Annotated in this window: 3 protein-coding genes and 1 tRNA gene; 1 reads left to right on the top strand and 3 read right to left on the bottom strand. The window is 26.5% G+C overall.

Annotated elements, in window-relative coordinates; genetic code table 11:
* The first annotated feature begins 352 nt into the window (after positions 1 to 352).
* On the top strand, positions 353 to 1,099 hold the full coding sequence (locus B3630_RS09415; RefSeq protein ID WP_346897556.1) for a hypothetical protein: 747 nt from the start codon (positions 353 to 355) through the stop codon (positions 1,097 to 1,099).
* Between the two features lie 41 nt (positions 1,100 to 1,140).
* On the opposite strand, the gene B3630_RS09410 is transcribed toward B3630_RS09415, so the two are convergent.
* From B3630_RS09410 to B3630_RS09400, 3 genes are all read right to left on the bottom strand, one after another.
* The gene (locus tag B3630_RS09410; RefSeq protein WP_346897554.1) at positions 1,141 to 2,244 is read right to left on the bottom strand and encodes a mechanosensitive ion channel family protein; all 1,104 of its coding nucleotides are present in this window, start codon (positions 2,242 to 2,244) and stop codon (positions 1,141 to 1,143) included.
* A gap of 38 nt (positions 2,245 to 2,282) precedes the next feature.
* Positions 2,283 to 2,798 (bottom strand): GNAT family protein, encoded by a 516-nt coding sequence (locus B3630_RS09405; protein WP_346897552.1) that lies wholly within the window; start codon positions 2,796 to 2,798, stop codon positions 2,283 to 2,285.
* Positions 2,799 to 2,894: 96 nt separating this feature from the next.
* Positions 2,895 to 2,970, bottom strand: a tRNA-Lys gene (locus tag B3630_RS09400).
* Position 2,971 lies beyond the last annotated feature (1 nt).

Raw genomic sequence — 2,971 nt, 5'->3', positions numbered from 1 at the left:
CCGCATCTCTCAGCGACAAGACTTATCTTATCATGATTTATTCTTGTAAAATCCACTTAATATTCTTTTTACATAAAATTATCCTTATATATCTTCTATTTTCATTTAAATGCTACCTTATCCTAATGTTGATACACTAGGATTTGTTTATTTAATCTATTAATTATATTTATACATTTATATCATTCATTTACTTATATTGTTTATTGGTATAAGTATAAATGAATAATTACAATTGTCTAAAATTAATTACCTCTTACCTTTTTAAAAATATATAAGTTGAATATTTATTTTTTTTTTGGACAGATTATAATTATTAATAAAAATTTTGGGAAATATGGTGATTAAATTTATGAAGAAGAAAGAAAAAAGTTTTATTCCTCTAGTTGTTATATTTATATTAGTATTACAACTTATTAATTTATCAACCACAGAGCAAAGACAAAATACAGCTAATAAAAATACAAAATTAATCAATAGTGACATAAAATCAATAAATACTCTATCTATAACTTATAGAGTTAATAACTCTAATACATTAAACACTGAACTTTCAAAATATAATTCTGAATATAATTCTTATTCTATACAAAAGTCTCAGCAAAAATATAAAAATTTGTATCATAATAATCAAGTAAGTGAAGAAGCGATAAACCAAACTATGCATTTACCTGATTGGTTTAAATATAAAGTTATAGATGAAAACTTACTAAAATCTTATTTAGCTAGTAGATCTTCTATACTTAAGGATGAACCTTATCTTTCATCCATAATAGAAGTTAGTAGAGATTTTAATATTAATCCTATACTGCTATTTGCTATTACAGGTCAAGAACAAAGTTTTGTTCCTCAAGATCATGTAAGTGCTACTAAAATAGCTAACAATCCTTATAATGTATTTTGTAGCTGGCAAAGTTATAATACTGATATTGTAGATGCATCAGAAATTGCTTGTCGTACAATTATAAATCTATCTAAGGATAGACCTGATAGTGTCGATCCTTTAGTATGGATTAATAGAAAGTATTCTGCTGATCAAAATTGGCATTATGGTGTAAGAAGTTTATACAACGAAATTATTGACTTTATAAATGAGTAATAAAAGGTTTAGGTAATTCAAATAAGAACTACCTAAACCTTTTATTTATTTTCTATATACACACTTTTTGTTGGAAAAGCAATACTTACTTCTTCATTACTTAGAATTTTCATTATATTATAATTTATATCTTCTTTAATTTCCATATATTCATTGAATTCAACTCTATTTATAAAAAAATACATACTTATGTCTAAACTACTTTCATTAAATGTACTAAAGCTAACATGAATGCTCTCACTATCTACTCCATCATGATTCTTTAGCATATCTTTTATGCTACTAACACACCTTTGAAGCTGCTCAGTAGCTGTATCATAGGTTACTCCTATATTCATAGTTACTCTTCTTAACTCTCTCTTGTTAAAGTTCAAAATTGAATCATTTACTAGTAATGAGTTAGGAACTGTTATTAACACTTTATCAAAAGTTCTTACTCTTGTACTTCTAAAACTAATATCTTCTACTATTCCCTCTATATCCTTACACTTAATCCAATCACCTATTGTAAAAGGATTATCCATAAATATTATGACACCTGACATCATATTCGCTGCGAAATCTTTTGCTGCCAAAGCTATTACAACTCCCCCTAAACCTATTCCTGTTATAAAAGCATTTACATCTAGCCCCCAAATATTTGCTACTTGTATAATTGCAAAAGCTATAATTAAATACTTTATTCCTTTAGCCATCATAGGTATTAATACAGTATTCACTTTTATATCATATTTATCTGTAGCTCTAAATAAAAAATCATCTGAATTATTAGTAATGTTAATTAATCCATTAGCAAATAATACTATAATTGATGTCCCTAATAATTTATTAATTATACTGCTAATATTCCATCCCATTGATGAATTTAGTATACTCATAAATATGTATACACCCATTACTATAAATGCCATTTTTATAGGTTTTTCAAATGCACTCAATATTTTTCTAGCACTTTTAATCTTTAAAGCTTTAAATATACCATCTAATATCTTTATAATATATTTAGCAAATATATTTCTTAGGAACATTAGCAATACGAATATTCCTACTCCTATTGCAATTGACTTCCACACTTCAAAAAATTTACTATTTAATATAATCTGTATATATTTATTCGTTAATATCTCTACTTGAGCTATTACCATTTATCTTTCCTCCTATATAAAAACTTAATTTTCATTATTTATTCCTTTACAATTCCAAAGACAAAAACATCAATATATTCTTTTCCATCATAGTATGCTTGTCTTCTTGTTCCTTCATGAAGAAAACCTACTGACCTTAATGTTCCTTGACTAGGATAGTTAAACATTAACACCTCTGCATCAATTCTATGAGTTCCAATACTAAATAAATAGTCTATAATTAATTTTAATCCTTCCTTAGCATATCCCTCTTGCCTACGACTTCCTAATCCAAATCTAAGCCAAGCCATTTCTTTATTTTCATCTAACCAATTTATTCTTATGTATCCTATAGGCTCATTATTATCTTTTAATTCAATAATTAAGTATAATTCTTCTCCTTCGTCTATGCTAAGCTTAATGTCTTGAAATTGGTTTTCATAACTTATATTTGTATTTAATCCCACGGACATTTTTCTCATCACTATTTCATCTTTCCATTTAGCAACTAATTTAGCATCATCTAATTCTATATTTCTTAAATAAATTCGTTGTCCTTTACATATATTATACATTCTCTACCCCCCATACCAAAATGATACTTCTCATATTATTATAAATTAAATTTATTATTTTATATATAAAAAAAGCACTTCATTATGAAGTGCTTTTGGTGGCTCACCGGGGGATCGAACCCCGGACACCATGATTAAAAGTCATGTGCTCTACCGACTGAGCTAGTGAACCA

It is taken from the genome of Clostridium sp. UBA7503, assembly GCF_002477055.1.
Classification (GTDB): Bacteria; Bacillota; Clostridia; order Clostridiales; family Clostridiaceae; genus Clostridium_J; species Clostridium_J sulfidigenes.
Note: the sequence above shows the minus strand (reverse complement) of the source record. Positions and strands in the feature narration are given on the sequence as shown.

Excerpts from the sequence above, each read along its gene's own strand:
- B3630_RS09415 (WP_346897556.1), top strand. The coding sequence starts at position 353 with ATGAAGAAGAAAGAAAAAAGTTTTATTCCTCTAGTTGTTATATTTATA.
- B3630_RS09405 (WP_346897552.1), bottom strand. The coding sequence starts at position 2,798 with ATGTATAATATATGTAAAGGACAACGAATTTATTTAAGAAATATAGAA.
- B3630_RS09410 (WP_346897554.1), bottom strand. The coding sequence starts at position 2,244 with ATGGTAATAGCTCAAGTAGAGATATTAACGAATAAATATATACAGATT.